15 protein-coding genes are annotated in these 17,685 nt (G+C 41.6%); 11 read left to right on the top strand and 4 right to left on the bottom strand.

Going from position 1 to position 17,685, the window contains the following annotated elements:
* Window positions 1-74 precede the first annotated feature (74 nt).
* From GGD38_RS00130 to GGD38_RS00120, 3 genes are all read left to right on the top strand, one after another.
* Entirely contained in the window at window positions 75-494 is a 420-nt protein-coding gene (locus GGD38_RS00130; protein ID WP_375300066.1) for a VOC family protein, read from the top strand.
* A gap of 85 nt (window positions 495-579) precedes the next feature.
* Complete coding sequence (locus tag GGD38_RS00125; protein ID WP_375300067.1) at window positions 580-2,631, top strand: hypothetical protein; 2,052 nt, start codon at window positions 580-582, stop codon at window positions 2,629-2,631.
* Window positions 2,632-2,710: 79 nt separating this feature from the next.
* The gene (locus GGD38_RS00120) at window positions 2,711-4,540 is read left to right on the top strand and encodes a von Willebrand factor type A domain-containing protein (RefSeq protein WP_375300068.1); all 1,830 of its coding nucleotides are present in this window, start codon (window positions 2,711-2,713) and stop codon (window positions 4,538-4,540) included.
* A gap of 37 nt (window positions 4,541-4,577) precedes the next feature.
* Here GGD38_RS00120 and GGD38_RS00115 read toward each other — a convergent pair whose 3' ends face one another.
* Complete coding sequence (locus GGD38_RS00115) at window positions 4,578-5,573, bottom strand: helix-turn-helix transcriptional regulator (RefSeq protein WP_375303759.1); 996 nt, start codon at window positions 5,571-5,573, stop codon at window positions 4,578-4,580.
* Window positions 5,574-5,651: 78 nt separating this feature from the next.
* Between GGD38_RS00115 and GGD38_RS00110 the strand changes: the two genes are divergently transcribed.
* The 4 genes from GGD38_RS00110 to GGD38_RS00095 all read left to right on the top strand — a co-directional run bounded on the left by GGD38_RS00110 (window position 5,652) and on the right by GGD38_RS00095 (window position 10,253).
* On the top strand, window positions 5,652-6,446 hold the full coding sequence (locus GGD38_RS00110) for a cupin domain-containing protein (RefSeq protein WP_375300070.1): 795 nt from the start codon (window positions 5,652-5,654) through the stop codon (window positions 6,444-6,446).
* Between the two features lie 18 nt (window positions 6,447-6,464).
* The gene (locus tag GGD38_RS00105) at window positions 6,465-7,562 is read left to right on the top strand and encodes a hypothetical protein (protein WP_375300071.1); all 1,098 of its coding nucleotides are present in this window, start codon (window positions 6,465-6,467) and stop codon (window positions 7,560-7,562) included.
* A gap of 118 nt (window positions 7,563-7,680) precedes the next feature.
* Entirely contained in the window at window positions 7,681-9,513 is a 1,833-nt protein-coding gene (locus GGD38_RS00100) for a M1 family metallopeptidase (protein ID WP_375300072.1), read from the top strand.
* 359 nt (window positions 9,514-9,872) lie between these two features.
* Entirely contained in the window at window positions 9,873-10,253 is a 381-nt protein-coding gene (locus GGD38_RS00095; protein WP_375300073.1) for a DoxX family protein, read from the top strand.
* Window positions 10,254-10,648: 395 nt separating this feature from the next.
* Here GGD38_RS00095 and GGD38_RS00090 read toward each other — a convergent pair whose 3' ends face one another.
* Window positions 10,649-11,476, bottom strand: coding sequence for an NAD-dependent deacetylase (locus GGD38_RS00090; protein WP_375300075.1), 828 nt, complete (start codon window positions 11,474-11,476; stop codon window positions 10,649-10,651).
* Between the two features lie 97 nt (window positions 11,477-11,573).
* On the opposite strand from GGD38_RS00090, the gene GGD38_RS00085 reads away from it, so the two are divergent.
* Complete coding sequence (locus GGD38_RS00085; protein WP_375300076.1) at window positions 11,574-13,262, top strand: pseudouridine synthase; 1,689 nt, start codon at window positions 11,574-11,576, stop codon at window positions 13,260-13,262.
* A 23-nt stretch (window positions 13,263-13,285) separates the two neighbouring features.
* The gene (locus tag GGD38_RS00080) at window positions 13,286-13,672 is read left to right on the top strand and encodes a VOC family protein (RefSeq protein ID WP_375300077.1); all 387 of its coding nucleotides are present in this window, start codon (window positions 13,286-13,288) and stop codon (window positions 13,670-13,672) included.
* Between the two features lie 56 nt (window positions 13,673-13,728).
* Here the strand turns inward: GGD38_RS00080 and GGD38_RS00075 are convergent, their stop codons facing one another.
* Together GGD38_RS00075 and GGD38_RS00070 are read right to left on the bottom strand one after the other, a co-directional pair.
* A complete protein-coding gene (locus GGD38_RS00075; RefSeq protein ID WP_375300078.1) occupies window positions 13,729-15,087 on the bottom strand; it encodes a TlpA family protein disulfide reductase in 1,359 nt (452 codons plus the stop codon).
* Between the two features lie 199 nt (window positions 15,088-15,286).
* Window positions 15,287-15,652, bottom strand: coding sequence for a septal ring lytic transglycosylase RlpA family protein (locus GGD38_RS00070; RefSeq protein WP_375300079.1), 366 nt, complete (start codon window positions 15,650-15,652; stop codon window positions 15,287-15,289).
* A gap of 119 nt (window positions 15,653-15,771) precedes the next feature.
* On the opposite strand from GGD38_RS00070, the gene GGD38_RS00065 reads away from it, so the two are divergent.
* Window positions 15,772-16,347, top strand: a complete 576-nt coding sequence (locus GGD38_RS00065; protein WP_375300080.1) for an RNA polymerase sigma factor — start codon at window positions 15,772-15,774, stop codon at window positions 16,345-16,347.
* A gap of 79 nt (window positions 16,348-16,426) precedes the next feature.
* A complete protein-coding gene (locus GGD38_RS00060) occupies window positions 16,427-17,548 on the top strand; it encodes a FecR family protein (protein WP_375300081.1) in 1,122 nt (373 codons plus the stop codon).
* Window positions 17,549-17,685: the final 137 nt, after the last annotated feature.

Genomic DNA, 17,685 nt, shown 5'->3' with positions numbered 1-17,685 from the left:
TCGCCCCCTCAAATTGTCGTTTTAACCCCCGGCTGGTTCCATAAAGACGGGATACATTTGAATAAACAACTCTTATGGCACATATCAGTCCTTACATTCATTTCAATGGTAATGCCGAAGAAGCATTTACATTTTATAGATCAGTATTTGGCGGAGCGTTCACAAAAATTATGCGTTATAAAGACATTTCAAGCCCTGAATATCCAATAGCTGAGAATGATGCAAACAGGCTTATGCATATTGCTTTGCCAATTGGGAAAAATAGTGTGTTACTGGGAAGCGATGTTTTACAAATTATGGGACAGGTAACGGAAAACGATAACAGAAATACTATCTCGATCAGTGCAGAAAGCAGGGAAGAGGCCGACAAATTATTCAATGGACTTTCAGCAGGTGGAACTATTGAAATGCCAATAGCCGACGGTCCACTGGGTTCGTATTTTGGAATGTTTGCAGATAAATACGGTGTTCAATGGATGGTGGCCTTTAACTGAACATCAATTTGCTGAAACAATATTAGCACCTGTGAATAAGGAATATAATGGTACTTTAGTTTTTACTATAAATATTGCCATTATTATGCGATCCCTTATTGCCATTATATTGCTTACTGCGCATTGCACATTAATTGCCCAGGTAAAAACCTCGCTAAAGAATTTCAGCAATAAAAACGGTACATCGGCTATAGTAAAAGGTAATATATTGTCGGTATCATGGCCGGCTGGTAATAACAAAACCGGCAGGCTGTCCATTGACCTTTCTTCTCAACAGCCGCTCTTTAAAAGCCTGGAATTGCGCGAAGGCAACAGGGACCATCTGATTGCATCAGGTCTCGATCCGGTATTTCTATTAACCGTTGGCAAACGCGACCTGGTATCGCAAAACGGCTGGAACATTTTCTTCGATAAAGTTCCCAACAAAACATTTACTGCTAATCGCATCGGGCTTAGCAAACAAGCTGCCGCTGTTGCCAGCATAGGCGCAAGGACCGTCATCAGCATCGATTCTTTAACAGCGCCCGGTTTTACCGGTACTTTGGAAATAACTTTATATAATGGCAGCCCGCTCCTGAACATTGCCGCGGTTATGTTAACCAATATTGATTCTACTGCTATTCTATACGATGCCGGCCTGGTTTCAAAAAACAAACTATGGGAAAAAATAGGGTGGAGCAACGTGCAGGAACAAATGCAATCGATGAAGCCGGCAGGTAACGATACTGCTGCCACATTGGAGGTAAAATATAGAAGCATAATTGGCGTAAGCAGCCAGGGGAGCCTGGCCATATTTCCAGCGCCGCACCAGTATTTTTATCCGTTAGATGAAGCATTTAATTTGAAATTCGTATGGGCGGGTAATCAATACCGGAACATGGTAAATGGCTATGGGATAGGCATCAGGCAGGATCTCTATGGCGATCGCCGGTTTGTGCCCTGGTTCAATGCGCCTCCCGGCACCAGGCAACGGTTGAATTATTTTGTTTTACTAAACAGCGGTAATGAAGCGAAGGCACTGGCAGCCGTAAAACAATTTACCAATAACGATCGTTATCCGTCACTCGCCGGTTATAAAACAATGGCAAGCCATTTTCATAATGAGTTTATCATGAAAGTGGTAAGGGGCAATAAACCTGTTCCTGATACGCCTTCTTTCATGCGTGTTTTTAACAGGACCGGTATCGATATTGTTCACCTCGGTGAGTTTCATTATACCGCGCACCCCAAAGGGCCCGATAGCCTTCGGTTACAGGAGTTGCATGCGTTGTTTCAACAGTGTGAAAGATTATCATCGAACAAATTCCTGTTGCTTCCGGGTGAAGAACCTAATGAATTCTTTGGCGGTCACTGGTTGCAGCTGTTTCCGAAACCTGTTTACTGGATAATGTCCAGGAAAGAAGGGCAGCCGTTTATGACCAATGATGCTACTTACGGCAAAGTGTACCACATATCGAATGAAAATGACATGCTCGATCTGTTGAAGAATGAAAATGGCCTTGCCTGGACGGCACATCCCCGTACAAAAGGCTCAACAGGGTACCCCGATAAATACCGGCTGGCGCCTTTTTTCAAAGATGACCATTTCCTGGGCGCCGCCTGGAAAGCTATGCCGGCCGATCTTTCGCAACCCTTTCTTGGTAAACGGGTGCTCGACCTCATGGATGATATGAACAACTGGGGTGACCGAAAAAAAGTACTTGCAGAATCGGACCTGTTTACCATAGAGCCGGAAAATGAAATGTATGCGCACCTGAACATCAACTATTTGAAAATTGACAAACTGCCTGATTTTAAAAAAGGCTGGCAAACTATTGTAGAAGCATTGCAACAGGGAAAATTCTTTTCTTCTTCCGGCGAAGTGCTTATACCTGCATTCGCTGTAAATTCTCCCAATAGCAAACAGGCGACTGTTTCGTTCAAACTAAAATGGACTTTCCCCATGAACTATGCCGAGATCATTTCGGGTGATGGCAAAGATGTGTACCGTGAGCGAATTACGCTCCAAAATACCCACTCTTTTGGCGAACAGGCCTATAATATACCGCTTGATGTTACCGGCAGAAAATGGGTGCGCCTCGAAGCCTGGGATGTGGCTGCAAATGGGGCATTTACCCAAACCGTGTGGTTAAAGTGACTTCCAGCAAATCCCTGATTTATTTATGAATTGCTTTATGTAATTCCCTTTTTCATTGCATCTGCTTCTAAAACAGCCAATGAAAACTTTATTATCACTGCTTTTGCTGTGTACTGCCACGCTATTGCTTAATGCTCAGTCAACGGTTACCGGAAAAGTTACTGATGAAAAGGGGGCCGCGTTACAAGGCGCCAGCATCAGGGTTAAGGGTACAAATAAAGGTACCGCCAGCGATGTAAATGGTTTTTATTCATTACAGGTGCAAAATAACAATGCAACCCTCATTTTTGCTTTTGTTGGTTTTGAATCGCAGGAGATTAAGGTACAAGGAAAAACAGTGATCAATGTAACCCTTAAACCAGTTACTGCAAGTCTTAATGAAGTGGTGGTTATTGGCTATGGAACGGTAAGTAAAAGGGCTCTGACAGGTTCTGTGGCTGCAGGTTCAACATTTTCCGGGCTGCGAAATGATGCTGACAGAGAGGGATACGATAATATTAAGGAGAACGAATTTCAAAAAGTTACCGATCATCCGCTTTCTACTTTTTCCATAGATGTTGATGCCGCGTCCTACAGCAATGTTCGCCGGTTGATCAATGAAGGCAAACTTCCCACGCCCGGCGCTGTTCGCATTGAAGAAATGATCAACTACTTTTCATACAATTATCCGCAGCCTGCTAACGACAAACCTTTCTCAATAACTACCGAATCCTCACCTTGCCCATGGAACAAAGATCATCAGTTAGTAATGATTGGCATGCAGGGCAAAAAAATAGATTTCGATCAACTGCCGCCTTCCAATCTTGTTTTCCTTATAGATGTAAGTGGCAGTATGTGGGCCAAAGATAAGTTGCCCCTGGTTAAATCATCGTTGAGTTTATTAGCAGATCAGTTGCGCCCGCAGGATAAAATTGCCATCGTTGTTTATGCTGGAAGCGCAGGGCTTGTTTTGCCTTCTACCAACGATAAATATAAGATCAAGGAGGCCATCAATGCGCTTGAGGCCGGAGGATCAACTGCAGGCGGCGCAGGTATAAAACTTGCTTATGAAACTGCACTGCAGAATTTTATGGAGGATGGTAATAATCGTGTGGTGCTTTGTACCGATGGCGATTTTAATGTAGGCGCCAGCAGCGATGATGAGCTGGAAAATCTTATTGAAAAGAAACGTGCATCCGGGGTATACCTTACCGTACTTGGCTTTGGAACCGGCAATTACCAGGATGCCAAAATGCAAAAACTGGCCGATAAAGGCAATGGTAATCATGCTTACATCGATAATATAAATGAAGCCAAAAAGGTATTGATCAGCGAATATGGCGGAACACTTTCCGCTATTGCGAAAGATGTAAAACTGCAGGTTGAGTTCAACCCGGCCAAAGTAAAAGGGTACAGGCTTATTGGGTACGAAAACAGGATGCTGGCTAAAGAAGATTTTAACAATGATAAAAAAGATGCGGGCGATATGGGCAGCAATCATACGGTTACAGCCTTGTATGAGATCATTCCATTCGGTGCAGACGATGGTGACGAGCTTGGAACAGTTGATCCCTTACGCTATCAAAGTAAAAAAACTAAAAAGCGGTCTGCATCCTTTGCCAGTGAATTGATGTTTGTGAAAATTCGTTATAAAGAACCAGATGAAGATATCAGTAACTTAATGGAGGTATCTGTAAAGGCTAACTCCCGGGTGGCCAGTAATAACATGCGTTTTGCCTCGGCTGTGGCTGCGTTTGGAATGATGTTAAGAAATTCGGCATTCAAAGGTGACAGTAACTATAAACTGGTGACATCACTTGCAACAGGAAGTATCGATAACAGCAGCGATGCCTACAAAAAAGAATTCCTTGAATTGGTAAAAAAAGCGGAGCATCTTGATGCTACTGCAAAGGTTGATGTAGAGGAATAAGGTAAATATTTTGGTAAAGGCGCATAGACTACACAGTTTATGCGCTTTTTAATAAGTTTGCGGGCCTGCCCGGGCTATAGCCAAACCGTTTTTTAAATTCTGTACAAAAACTGCTCACGTTATTATAACCAATAAAAAACGCAGCTTCTGTTACATTCATGGCTTTGTTTTGTAAAAGTGCCTGCGCTTTTTTCATACGTAATTGATGCACATGACCAAAAACAGTTGTTTCAAACAATTGTTTGTAGCCTTTCTTTAGCTTGAACTCGTTTAAGTTGAATTTGTAAGTGAGGTCTTTCAGACTAAAAACTTCGAGATAGGCGTTTTCAATATAATCTTTTACTGCATACAATTTTTCCCGGTCAGCAATAGACCAATGGCTATCTGTTTTACAGTCAGCCGCCAATTGCGCCTGCTCCATTTGTAAAACAAACAATTCCATCATCTTACTTTCCAGAAACAGATAACGTATCATTCCTGTAAACCGGCATTCTCTTATTGCCCCAATCACACCCGCTATACGAGCGGTACATTGTAATGCATCATGCGAAGCCAGATAGGTTTTAGCGCCGTGAAGGCAGTCGGCAAGTCGTTCGGTGCCGGGATCATCACTTTGTAATAAACCTTTCAAAAAGTTTGGATCATATGAAATGGTGAGTGCATGAAAACATGAAGTACTGATAATATGGTTACCGGTAAATTCACGATTGTATTGAAGGTTGTGTTGGCCTTTAGTGAACGATAAGGATGACGAATGGTTGTGAAACTGCGATTGGGCACTTCCATTTAGTACAAACACCGATTCTGCTGCTTCCTTTGGATTGTCATCGATCAATTGAAATGGTTGGCCAGCATTCATATAGAATTCCGTGAGCTGCATGCCCGGTGTTGTAACTGAGTGTATAGACCCGGTGGCTAATTCCGGTTCTTCAAAATGAAATTGTAAATCAGTATAACGGTCCGATGCAAAGACCATGTGTTGCTCGGCCTTACTAAAAACCTGGTCCCAGTTAGCCAGATTGATTTTATCCATTTTTCAAAAGTTTAAATCCATTTAACTAAACAGCAGCGGTGGCTTTTCGTCGAAGCTTTGCATAAAAATGGAATTATTATGGAATCAATTTTAACCAATAGAGTACGTATTGAGAAAACAGCTGTACCAATTGTCAAAAAATGGAAATGGACCGCAGGCCTGTGGCTTATATTTTATCCCGTAGGATTGTTTCGGGTTTGGAAAAGTAAATGGCGCCTATGGCTAAAGCTCACCTATACCATATTGGGTCTGCCCGTATTTCTGTTGGTATTTACTTATGCATTCATTGTAGTGTTTGCAGCCTTTCTGCCTGCTTTGGACCGTAGTGTGGGCCAACGGGCAGATAGAACTGTGGTTAATGGTGAAGGGAATTATTCTGCCACATTCGTAAAAACCGGGGCAGAAACCAACGGCGCCTATGAACTGGTGCAGGTAGAGCTGGAACCTTATGGAGGTAACGACTGGCATTACCATTCCAATTTCAAAGAATCCTTTACTGTGCTGGATGGCGTTGTTCGCATTGGCGAAAATGGAAAGGATACTTTGTTGTATAAAGGCGATTCAACTTCTGTAACCAGGAATCACCTTCATTTCTTTAAAAATGCAAGAGGCGAGAAGTCGGTTTTACTTGTGAAAATTGCACCTGCAGGCGCGCTTGAAAAAACATTACGTGTAGCCTATGGCCTTATTAACGATGGTTTGCTTCGCAATGATATGACGGAAAATCCCTGGCACATGGTGTTGTTGCTGGCATACTCCGAATCGTATTTGCCGGCAATGCCCTCGTGGTTTCAGGAGCCGCTCATTAATTCATTGGCAAAAATTGCCCAGTGGAGAGGGGAGGACAGGGAGCTTTATAAATATTTCAGATAATCTTTTAAAACAACGATCATGATCATCAAAGAACTATTATTATATATTCTGGTTATTACAACTGCTACTTCCGCTTGTTCGAAGAAGGATAGTAATAACAATGCGCCAGACGACCCTGGTAATCCAACCAACGGCACTGGTGACTTTAAAGCTACAACAACCCTTATTGCCGGGTCGGTTACTGAATTCGGCTCCACAACCAATACAACGCCTCTTAACGCAAGGTTTTCGGGAATTACAAAACTGGTACTCGACAACCGTGATAATAAAACGGCGCTTTATGTTATTGACCAAAGCGATGCCGATCTGCGCATCATAGATGATAAAGGGGTACGGACCGTTTCCAATGTCGTTGGTGTATATGGCTTAGCGCAGGGTATATGTCTGGCGCCGGGTGGTGCAGGTAAAGTATACATTACCTCGGGGTACGGACAATTGGTTGAGTTTGATGTAAACCGTTCTTACGATTGGGGAACCAATCCCAGGGTTATTATCGACAGAAATGCGCCCAATGGTAATATTACAGGCGTAGGCGGTACGCGCGGTTTGGTGGCTGATGCCAATGGGAATATTTACTTAGGTAATTCGTATTATAATACAGTTACTCAATACAACCCGGCCACCAAAACAATTGTACCATTTGCAGGAAAACCGCTTAAGGAGATGACTGAGGAAGTGCCGCCTTTTGCAGATGGCAATGCAACAACAAAAGCTGTTTTTGGAAATGTTGCCGACGTTGCTATAACCCTAGGTGGAAAAATGTATGTGGCAGACAGGCTGTACCGTACCATACGCGAGGTAGAGAACGGCAATGTACGGGCGCTTTTTAGTCCTTCGCCGTATCCTTATGAAAACTATATTCAACCCTCGGTAGATGGAACGTTGGATAAGGCAAAATCAGGTATGATACGTTATGTAGCAGTACCTGCAGGTGATAAGAACCGCGTGTTCTTTACTACCTCAGGAACGCTGCGCCTTATTCTTTTAAATGAAAAACAGGTGATCAGTCTCGCCACATTTTCAGAAGGTATTTATGGAATTGCACCCACTGCCGATGGTAAAACAGTATATGTGGTAAAGGGCCACGGTATTATTAAGGTTGAGTTGGGAAAGTAGCGCTTTGGGAAAGCGGGCGGTAATAAGTTTTTCTAAATACAAATTTATTTGGACGGTTATAATAATTGTATCTTTTTCATTTATTTTACCGCACAATTTACATTTTTAGAAAAATAATATGATTCGATCCCTTATAATAGCAGCTTCCTTATTCCTGGGTTTGCGGTCTGTTGCCCAAACGCTCACTATTCCCGCTGAAATACAAAAGGCCTACACCAACGGCACCCGGTCGCTCAATGGCAAACCGGGTAAAAAGTACTGGCAAAATCATGGTCGTTACATTATTAACTTAACGGTAATGCCACCCGACAGTACCATAAAAGGAGTGGAGCAAATTGTGTATTTTAATGAAAGTCCCGATACGTTGAAGAGCCTGAATATGAAATTGATAGTAAATGCTCAACGTAATGGTGGGGTAATGAAGATTGACGAGATACTGATCAGTGAAAAGAAAGTTGACTGGGACAACAGTAAAGCGAGCAAAACAAACCACATGGTAGATCTGGCTAAGCCCTTGCTGCCGCATGATTCGGTAAAGCTCATTATTACCTGGCATTTTGATCTTTCGAGAGACCCCGATCGATATGGAATAATTGATCCAGGTACTTTTTACCTGGCTTATTTTTATCCGCGGGTAGCGGTTTATGATGATTATAAAGGATGGGATACCCAACCGCATCTGGGACACCTGGAGTTTTATAACGACTTCAATGACTATACGGTGAACGTAACAGTTCCCGCGAATTTTATGGTATGGGCTACCGGCACATTGCAAAACCCAACAGAAGTATTACAACCTGCCATTGCTGAACGCCTGCAGCAGTCAATGACAAGCGATTCCACTATACATGTGGCTGCCAAAGAGGACTGGAGCAATAAAAAAGTAACTGCTCAAAATGCTACGAATACGTGGAAATGGGTGGCTGGTAATATAAGCGATGTTGCCATTGGCATCAGCGACCATTACGATTGGGATGCTGGCAGCGTTGTTGTTGACAATAAAACCAAACGGCGGGTAAGCATGCAGGCTGCCTATGCCGATTCAGCAGCAGATTTTCATCATTCAGTACAATTCGGTAGAAATTCATTGGCCTGGTTTTCGAACAACTGGCCGGGAATTCCCTATCCTTATTCAAAGTCAAACGCGTTCCAGGGATTTGCAGATATGGAATACCCGATGATGATGAATGATTCGCACATGCCAGACCTTGGTTTTGCTCAATTGGTACAGGACCATGAGCAGGCACATACGTATTTCCCTTTTTACATGGGCACTAACGAAAGTTATTATGCTTTTATGGATGAAGGCTGGGCTACTACTTTTGAATACCTGATAGGCATTGCTGAGAAAGGTCAGAAGGCTGCCGATGAATTTTACAAATCATTCCGCGTTGTCCGTTGGACCCGTGGGCCCCATGCAAAGGAGAACCCTATAATAACACCAAGTCCCGATGTAACTTTTGGCGGTGGTAATAATGCTTATGGAAAACCATCGCTCAGTTATCTTGCCTTAAAGGATCTGCTGGGAGATAAGGTATTTAAGAAAGCACTACACAATTACATGAATAACTGGAATGGGAAACATCCTATCCCCTGGGATTATTTCTATTCGATGCAGAAGGGCGCAAAAAGGAATTTAGATTGGTTCTTTTATAACTGGTTCTATACGCCAGGCTATATTGATCTTGCGCTGACCAATGTTGAAAAAAACACGAAAGGCTATACGCTGAACATTAAAAATATTGGCGGGTTTGCTGTTCCTTTTGAAGTACTTGCAACTTATGACGACGGATCAACGGAAAGTTTTCATCAAACGCCCATAGTTTGGGAAAATAATCAAAAAGAGATAGCAATAAATATTAAAACAGGAAAAACGGTAAAGTCGGTGAAACTGGAAGGTGGAATATTTATGGACGCTATTGAAAAAGACAATAAGTGGACAGCGAATTAGTTTAATTCGCTTGCATTGCGCCGGTACTAAGCTGAACGACAGATTTATTGACAGGATGTACTATCGAATATATTTATGACAATTCATGAGATCATTAGCCTGATGGGGTTATAAAAGCCGCAGGGAAATGGGACCAGCACCAGGAGATCTACAATAATCAAACGATGGATGATGTGGAGGCTTTTGAACGCAGTATTCATTTAGATGAAGCACAAAGTAAAGTGTTCCTTCAAACCCTCACTGATAAGTTTGCGCTTTTTAGATAGGGGTGAGCCCCTCAGCTTTGTGATCTTTATCACGGGTGCATACGCGCTGTAATTATCAAATTTGTGTTTTATTAAAGCACAAATGAAATGCACATGAATAGAAAGAAGGTTCTTTACCGGGTGGCTAAAATATTTATTAGTTTGTTTATGTTTTTTAGTGCGTACTTTTCTTTTTCTCACCCCGCAGATCTTCGGGCACTGGGCTTCCCCGATTATTTCAGAATTGAATTGGTTATTGCCAAATGTATCGGTGGCATATTGCTGCTGATACCTCAAACGGGCAGATATCTTAAAGAATGGGTGTACGCAGGCTTTTGTATTTGTATGGTATCGGCTTTTATTGCTCACTTTTGCAGCCATGACCCTGTTTCCAAATTGATATTTGTTGGGGTTGATTTCATCCTGATCTTATTAAGCATCTGGTATGTACGGAAATACGAAAAGAACAGCCATGCCGATGGTTTAAATGCCTGAAAATCAATTTGTTTCTATTGAAGGAGCGTTTATTCAATTGAAAAAAATGTAAATTCTTTTTAATTGAAAGAACATTTGATTGAAAAAATTCCTCATTCTTTTTAATTGAAAGCGCATTTGATTGAAAAAACTGCACATTCTTTTTAATTGGATGTGCACGCAATTGAAAAAACTGTACAATCTTTTTAATTGAAAGCTTATCCAATTGAATCAACTGTTCTTTTTTTTCAATTGAAAGAACCTCCAATTGAACAAACAGTTCCTTTTTTTCAATTCAAAAGACTTGTAATTGAATTATTCCAGCTTTTTTCAATGAAACCCCGCAATAAATTCCAACAGAGGGGCAATAAAAATGACCGTCGCCAGCTTACGGAGCGGGCGGCGGTGCAGCTTAATTAAAGGCTTTTAAAAAATTGAAGAATTTCAGGAAGAACTTCACTGCTTTTCCCTTTTAACCAATAACCATTCTTCTTCTTCAATGCAAGTTCAGAAAAGTAATTTTCATTGGGATTTATGTCTATTATAATGCCCTGTCTGCTCAATACACTTTCCACGATCCGCTGTGGTAATGTTGTGGCGCCAGATGTTCCAACGATCAATAATAAACCTGTTTCTTTGGCTACCCGCATGGAGCTATCTAACTTGAAATATTTTTCGTTATATCGCTCATCAAACCAAAGCACATGTGGCCTTAAATAATTCCCGCATTTGGGGCATTTTAATAATTCAATTTGTGCAGCAGTTAATTGCTGGTCTTTTTCAAGCGGAATTTGAGGATAAGGATAAAGTTCACTGCTGCATTCACTTCCACAACGGGATCTTTCCAGCGTACCGTGAATTAAAAATGTTCTTTCCCGTGAGGAATGCGCTTTGAAATGTAACCCATCTACATTTTGAGTAATTAATCTGAACCTGTCGGAAAAAATATCTTCCAATTCCTTTATTGCAAAATGACCGGTATTAGGAAGCGCTTTTAAACAAATATTGAACCTGTACAGGAACCACCTCCATACTTCCAGCGGTTTTTGGGTAAACATTTTCAGGGTACCCATTTCTTCTGGCATATAATTTACCGAACCAACTGTCCAGAAACCGTCTTTGTCGCGAAACGTAGGAATACCACTGTCGGTCGATAAACCCGCGCCGGTAAGGATAGTTAGTTTTCGTGATCTTGTATAAAATTCTGTAAGCCGTTCTTTTAAGGTGTTATCGAGGTATGTCATCTGGTAGTTGAATTCTTATCAATGCGGTATTATACGCAACTTTTAGCGGAAAACGAAGAAATATGATAATTTCGCGCATTAAACGAAAAATAAGCACTTGAGAGAGAATAGTCAGGGTAAGATTTCCTATTTTTTGGATGAATCAATTAATGAAATTGCATTACCGGAGCGTTTTACTTTTCCCTTTTATTATGAGCCACATCCTTTAACAAAGATAGCCGCTGCCGAACTGCAGCATTACCTCGAAACGCAGACCCATCTTGATCATAATTTTGGACTAAGTGCTGATACTGAGGGACTTGTTATAGGTAAAATGTTTGGTGTACTGGTGGTACAGGATACAGAGGGGAAACTGGGCTATCTATCGGCTTTTTCGGGAAAACTGGCAGGTACCAACGATCATCCCAAATTTGTTCCGCCGGTGTTCGATATGTTGGTTGAAAACAGCTTTTTTCTAAAAGAAATAGAGATCATTAATGCTATCAATAGCCGCCTTGAGGAAATAGAGTCGAACAAAACCTACCTGCAATTAAAAGTAGATCTTGAAAATTTATCAGCTCAATCTTTACAGGAAATAGCAGCTTTCAGGGAACAATTAAAAAATAATAAAGAGCAAAGAAAGCAGGTACGTGAAATACAAAAAGGCAAACTGAGTAAGCAGGAATATGATGCGGTTGAAGCCGATCTCATAAAGCTTAGTTTACACGATAAGCATCAGCTTAATGTTCTTACAAACAAATGGACGCACATTATTGCCGAAGTACAAACAAGAGTTGATCAATTTGAAAGTGATATTGAATTCTTAAAAAATGAACGTAAGGAAAAATCGGCGGCCTTGCAATTACAGCTTTTTGAACAATATGTTTTTTTAAACAAAGACGGTAAAAGCAAAAGCTTACAGGAGATCTTCAGCCACACTGCCTTTGGTAAACCGCCCGGGGGCGCAGGTGAATGTGCAACTCCCAAGCTTTTACAGTTTGCATTTGCGAACGGTTACAAACCAATTGCTATGGCCGAATTTTGGTGGGGCGCTGCACCAAAGTCGGAGATCAGAAAGCATAAACAGTTTTACCCGGCCTGTACAGGTAAGTGCAAACCCATTCTTGCACATATGCTTGAAGGAATACCTGTTGATGAAAATCCTTTTTTACGTATTCCCGACGACAAACGTGGACTTGAAATTGTATATGAAGATGAAAGCCTGGTTGTGGTGAACAAACCTGCCGGTTTACTTTCCGTGCCGGGAAAAGAGATCAGTGAATCTGTATATACCCGGTTAAAGGATGTATTAGGCGATACGGAGCCGCTTATTATTCACCGACTCGATATGGATACTTCAGGGCTTTTAGTTGTAGCCAAAACGCAGGAGGCGCACAAGCACATACAAAAACAATTTATGCAGGGTAGGGTAAGAAAACGCTATAGGGCATTACTATCTAAAGAAACTGATCAGTTAGAAGGGGAGATCAGCTTGCCCCTGACGGCCGACATATACAACCGGCCAAGACAACTGGTTTGTTTTGCCACCGGCAAAAAAAGCGTTACGAGGTACAAGGTGATAAAAACATATGACGCCATGACCAAAGTTGATTTTTGGCCGCTTACCGGTAGAACACATCAGTTACGTATGCACTCGGCACATGAACTGGGGCTTAATGCGCCTATTGTTGGTGACGACCTGTATGGTACCGTAGCAAAAAGAATGTACCTCCATGCCGCTCATCTCGAATTTACACACCCAACAACCAAAGAGAAAGTAAGCTTTGAGGCAGAAGAAGGTTTTTAATTAACTATACCAAATGCGAGCAAATGAAAATTGAAAGATTACATCATATAGCCATAATTTGTTCTGACTACGATAGGTCGAAGCATTTTTACACTGAGATCTTAGGTTTCAAAATTGACAAAGAAGTTTATCGCAAGGAAAGAGGATCTTATAAACTCGATCTGTCATTAAATGGTCAATACTTAATTGAACTTTTCTCATTCCCCAATCCACCACAAAGGCCATCGAGGCCCGAAGCAACAGGACTAAGGCATATTGCCTTTGGCGTTAAAGACATTGAGAAATCTGTTGAATATCTGGTGTCAAAAAATATTACAGTAGAGCCTGTTCGAATTGATGAGTTTACCGGTAAAAAATTTACGTTTTTTAGCGATCCCGATAATTTGCCTGTTGAGATCTATGAAGTGTGATCTTATTTGATCTTCCAGGGCGGGTACCGATATGGTAATTTGGTTTAGATCTAATTTCATTGTTGTAAAAGATTAAGCAACTGTTTGTAAACAGCACCGGGCCGGCCTGCCTTTTTATTAATAATGTTACCATTCCTGTCAATGATGGCATAATGTGGTATACCTACGACCCCAAACAAACTGTCAGCCTCCCTGATCAGTGCTTCATTCAATAAGTAATGTTCCCCTTCTACACCTAATTGCTCACGGGCATTTAACCATGCTTTTTCCTGGTCTTTATAACCTAAGTATATAAATACAATATCCTTTCCTTTTAAATTCTTTTTTAATTCGGCCGAATTGGGCATTTCGTTCCGGCAGGGAACACACCAGCTTGCCCAAAAATCAACATAAATAACTTTGCCTTTATATTTCCCAAATATTTCACCAAGTGAAGCCGCACTGCTAAGCACCGAGGTCTGTGCTGGACTGGTATAATCATATCGGCGACTGATCACAGATTGTTTCAATTGCTTATTATGAACTATTTTATCGTACTTACTAAATAGTGGATTATAAATGCTATCAGGCACTTTGATCATCGATGCAAGCAACCTGGTTAAATAAACATCTCTTGTATTTCCTTTCAGTAGGTTGCCATCTGCTGCCACCGAAAACCGGTCGTTCAGCGTTATTGGACCTTTGCTATTTTTTTTAAGATAAACTCTTATATAAAAACCGATGAGGTCATTATACTCAACTGTATGCAATGCTGCGTATTCATCATTGAAGCCTTTTTCCATAATTTTCGAAACAGTAGCTTCATCTATGGAGTCAGTTTTTATATTTTCAACTACCATTCTTTCAAAGGGCTCGTATGTATATTTAGCGCTCAGCCATCTGTAGTAATCATTAGACATGTGGTGATCACGCCTGTATTCTGCTAATAATGTCATTTTAAAATTCAAAAACGCTTTCCTGCGGGCCAGCACAGAATCGAAATTTTCCGGTTTGCTTTTTTGCTGGTGGTTTTCTTCCTGATTATATTGGTTAACCTTTTCATTGATAAATAAAGAATAATTAAAATCAGCTGCGTTTTTTCCAATAGCCTGTAAAGGCTTTTCTTTTGAAAAATCTGCTGTCAGCTCCAGTGTATGACCTTTTACCAGGTCAAATGACTGTGATGAATTCTTTCCTGTTTTAATGGACCATTGTCCAATGGCCTCTTCAGGAACAGATGCTTTAAAATTACCGTTTTTATCAATTGTAACTTTTACCCTGTTGTCGCGCCATGCCATAGTTAAATTATGGAAGCCGCCGTTTTCGGTTATATAAAATACGGAGTCTTTGTAGTTCTTTGCCGTTCCGTGTACCTCAACCTGAGCGTTAGCATGTAGTACTATAGAAAACAGCAATAGCATAAAGCTTATTCGCATAGCAGAAAATAGTTATTTATTACAGGTGATAACGAGCCTGTTTATTCGATGTAATTTAGACACTTCATATTACAGATCACGGTATGGGCTGAGAATTAATTATATCAGGAAAAGTAGCCTCGCTTAAGTGTGAACCTTGCAATTATTTTTGAGTGAGCCGCGCGGATAATTGCCAATTGCTTATTGCCAATTGGCTTTATTAATTCTTCTTCTTCTTGTATTTGATCTGCACATTGGCCACCCCGGTTTGGGTAATGCCCAGTTTTTCTGCCGCTTTTCTTGAAACGTCTATAATACGGCCGGCTACAAACGGGCCCCGGTCATTGATGGTAACTTTTACCGAACGGCCATTGGCCAGGTTCACCACTTTTACCTGAGTACCAAAAGGAAGTGTTTTGTGCGCGGCTGTCATTTTATGCTGGTCGAATTTGGCGCCGCTGGCGGTGGGCCGGCCCTGAAATTTATCGGCATAATAAGAGCCTTTGCCGCTTTCGGTTATTTTACGTGCGCAGGAAGAAAAACAAACGATTGCACTTATTGCAATAATAGAATGGCGGATATCCATTTTCAGAGGTTTTAAATAGAATAAGCTGCAAATATACCGTATGTCACCTTAAGATGGCTTTTATTACCATTAGGTTAATAAAAACAGTAACATGGCTATTTATTTTATATTTGTTGCAGATGCACGCCTATCAAAGTTATACCGACCAAACTTTGCTCACCCTGCTTAAACAGGGCGATAAGGAAGCATACACTGTTATTTATGACCGGTATAAAAACCTGTTGTATGATCACGCCTATAAGAAACTGGGCGATGCTGAGGAAGTGAAAGATGTTCTGCAGGAATTGTTTACCCACCTTTGGAACAAACGTACAGAGATCAATGTAGCCACCAACTTATCGGGTTATTTATATACCGGTATCAGGAATCGCATCCTGAACCTGCTTTCTCACAAAGAAGTGGAGCATAGGTACATTGCTTCAATTCAACAATATATACAGGAAGGCGACTACACCACCGAGCTCGCCATCAGGGAAAAAGAATTTTCGGCCCTTATTCAAAAAGAAATAGATGCGCTGCCACCCAAAATGCGCGAAGTTTTTTTATTGAGCAGAAAAGAACATCTCTCGCACCAACAGATCGCCGAACAGCTTTCCATTTCAGAACAAACGGTTGCGAAACAGGTAACCAATGCGCTGAGGATATTGCGCGTGCGCCTGGGCTCTTTTATTTTCCTGCTTTTTATACTGCGGTAAATTATTTTTTTATAACCTCTACCTGTTTACCTCTTCACTGCCTGTCTTAGCATATATAAGGAAATCATTAAACCAATATATGCACCCTAACAACATACAGGAACTATTAAAAAAATACCGGGAAGGCACCTGCACCGATGAAGAAAAGGCGTTGCTCGAAAGCTGGTACCTTACCTATGAAGCCAACGACCGGACCGAAATTCCTCCCCATGTTCGCGAAGAACACCTGGCGAAGGTATGGCAGTCATTACCCGTGCACCGCCAACAACGCCGCATTCCCTGGTTGCGCATGACGGCCGCTGCTGCACTGTTGTTAACCCTGGGCGCATCTTTATATTATTACTTCCAAAAAACGGCTCCGGCAAAGGCTGGTGAGCAACTGGCTACAAATACCACAATCGTACCCGGCAGCAATAAGGCAATACTTACGCTGGGCAATGGTCAAAAGATAAGTTTAACCGATGCCGGTAACGGCCAAATTGCCAAACAAGCCGGTATAACTATTACCAAACAGGCCGATGGACAACTATTATATACCATCGACGAAGCCGGGCCCGGCGATGAAATTTCCTTCAATACTATTGAAACACCCAGGGGCGGACAATACCAGGTAGCATTGCCCGACGGTTCAAAGGTGTGGCTGAATGCCGCTACTGCACTGCGTTTTCCCACCCGGTTCTCAGCAACAGAGCGTACAGTTTATCTCGATGGCGAAGCGTACTTCGAAATAGCTCATAATAGCAAAAGTCCATTCAGGGTATCGGTTAATGGTCAACAGGTAGAAGTATTGGGTACCCACTTTAATATAATGGCTTATAAAGATGAACAAACAGTAAGAACAACTTTACTCGAAGGCGCGGTAAAACTTACGGCGCCGGTAGGATCAATATTGTTGAAGCCCGGTCAACAGGGCTATATAGCCAAAGAGAAAAATGTATATAACAGTGCATATGTAGATGTGACAATGGTAACCGCCTGGAAAGACGGCCTGTTCAAATTCGATAGCATCGATATGCGTACCCTTATGCGGCAGATCAGTCGCTGGTACGATGTTGAAGTTATATATGAACCAGGGGTAAAAGACGATGTGGTGTTTGGTTCCATCAGCCGCAGATCTGATCTCACCCGGCTGTTGCGTATTCTGGAACTGGGCGGGGTGCATTTCAGGGTTGAAGGCCGCAAGCTCATCGTATTGCCTTAATGAATGACAACTGCCATATTATTAACCAAAACAAGGAGGAGCATACATGGTAACATGATGATACTTTATACCAAATAAAAACCGGAAGTGCTCGAACACTCCCGGCAAAATAGGTAATTAGAAAAAATACGCGATTA

Origin of the sequence: Niastella sp. OAS944 (assembly GCA_024809215.1) — a bacterium.
In the GTDB taxonomy this organism is placed as follows: Bacteria; Bacteroidota; Bacteroidia; order Chitinophagales; family Chitinophagaceae; genus Niastella.
The sequence above is the reverse complement of the archived record's forward strand: the minus strand, read 5'-3'. Positions and strand labels throughout refer to the sequence as shown.